This is a genomic window from Paenibacillus xylanilyticus (genome assembly GCF_013359935.1).
Classification (GTDB): domain Bacteria; phylum Bacillota; class Bacilli; order Paenibacillales; family Paenibacillaceae; genus Paenibacillus; species Paenibacillus xylanilyticus.
In genome coordinates this window covers 1-1,550 of the sequence record NZ_JABMCB010000087.1, presented here as the reverse complement: position 1 = coordinate 1,550, position 1,550 = coordinate 1, and the positions used below count along the sequence as shown (strand labels likewise).

The window sequence follows — 1,550 nt, the reverse complement described above, 5'->3', positions numbered from 1 at the left end:
CATCAGCAGGACGCACTGACCACCATGAAGGTGACGCTCTTAAAAATTAAGCCCTGAAGAAGGGCAGCATTCAAAGCAGAAGGCTTTGGGGTGTGTGATACGAAACGAAGCATTGGCCGTAAGTGCGATTCCGGATTAGCTGCCAATGTGCCAATCGCGGGGGGTTTTCGTTCAGGACTACAACTGCCACACACCACCAAAGCTAACTGACAGGAGAATCCAGATGGATGCACAAACACGCCGCCGCGAACGTCGCGCAGAGAAACAGGCTCAATGGAAAGCAGCAAATCCCCTGTTGGTTGGGGTAAGCGCAAAACCAGTTAACCGCCCTATTCTCTCGCTGAATCGCAAACCGAAATCACGAGTAGAAAGCGCACTAAATCCGATAGACCTTACAGTGCTGGCTGAATACCACAAACAGATTGAAAGCAACCTGCAACGTATTGAGCGCAAGAATCAGCGCACATGGTACAGCAAGCCTGGCGAACGCGGCATAACATGCAGTGGACGCCAGAAAATTAAGGGAAAATCGATTCCTCTTATCTAGTTACTTAGATATTGGCCTTGGCTTTATCTCAATATTATATGGATCATAGCTGGCAACTAATTCAGTCCAGTAAATATCCTCAATAGGGAATAATATATGCTTTCCATTCCATCGGGAAAAAGTTTTGTTCAACACACCAAGCTCAATCAACTCACTAATGTATGGGAATTGTTTTGATGTAACCACATACTTCCTGCCTTCATTAAGGGCTGCGCACAAAACCATAGATTGCTCTTCTGTAAGGTTTTGAATTACTGATCGCACTTTATCGTTTTGCATCTTAATGCGTTTTCTTAGCTTAAATCGCTTATATCTGGCGCTGGCAATAGCTGATAATCGATGCACATTAATTGCTAGCGAAAATGCAAGAGCAAAGACGAAAACATGCCACACATGAGGAATACCGATTCTCTCATTAACATATTCAGGCCAGTTATCTGGGCTTAAAAGCAGAAGTCCAACCCAGATAACGATCATATACATGGTTCTCTCCAGAGGTTCATTACTGAACACTCGTCCGAGAATAACGAGTGGATCCATTTCTATACTCATCAAACTGTAGGGGTTGTAATAGTTTATCCGATTTCTCGCTGTAGGGGTACACGAGAACCACCGAGCCTGATGTGGTTAAAAGACAGGCACAATCTTTACTACCGCAATCCACTATTTAAGGTGATATATGGAAGAAGAATTTGAAGAGTTCGAAGAGCATCCTCAGGATGTGATGGAACAATACCAGGACTATCCGTATGACTACGACTATTGATAAAAATCAATGGTGTGGACAATTCAAGCGATGCAATGGATGCAAGCTGCAATCGGAATGCATGGTTAAGCCTGAAGAAATGTTTCCTGTAATGGAAGATGGGAAATATGTCGATAAATGGGCAATACGAACGACGGCAATGATTGCCAGAGAACTTGGTAAACAGAACAACAAAGCTGCCTGATAGTGGCCTTTATTTTTGGCATAAATAACAGAATAAACACTGCACTGTGTATT

3 protein-coding genes are annotated in these 1,550 nt (G+C 43.4%); 2 read left to right on the top strand and 1 reads right to left on the bottom strand.

Features of this window, described 5'->3' with window-relative positions:
• Nucleotides 1–223 precede the first annotated feature (223 nt).
• A complete protein-coding gene (locus HP552_RS00725; protein ID WP_001564525.1) occupies nt 224–547 on the top strand; it encodes an antitermination protein N in 324 nt (107 codons plus the stop codon).
• Here the strand turns inward: HP552_RS00725 and HP552_RS00720 are convergent, their stop codons facing one another.
• Complete coding sequence (locus HP552_RS00720) at nt 548–1,024, bottom strand: superinfection exclusion B family protein (RefSeq protein WP_137545608.1); 477 nt, start codon at nt 1,022–1,024, stop codon at nt 548–550.
• A 272-nt stretch (nt 1,025–1,296) separates the two neighbouring features.
• Between HP552_RS00720 and HP552_RS00715 the strand changes: the two genes are divergently transcribed.
• Nucleotides 1,297–1,497: an antirestriction Ral family protein gene (locus HP552_RS00715; RefSeq protein WP_000213975.1), complete on the top strand. Its 201-nt coding sequence runs from the start codon at nt 1,297–1,299 to the stop codon at nt 1,495–1,497.
• The last annotated feature ends 53 nt before the right edge of the window (nt 1,498–1,550 follow it).

Coding starts and splice junctions, on each gene's coding strand:
- HP552_RS00720 (WP_137545608.1), bottom strand. CDS start 1,024: ATGATCGTTATCTGGGTTGGACTTCTGCTTTTAAGCCCAGATAACTGG.
- HP552_RS00725 (WP_001564525.1), top strand. CDS start 224: ATGGATGCACAAACACGCCGCCGCGAACGTCGCGCAGAGAAACAGGCT.
- HP552_RS00715 (WP_000213975.1), top strand. CDS start 1,297: ATGACTACGACTATTGATAAAAATCAATGGTGTGGACAATTCAAGCGA.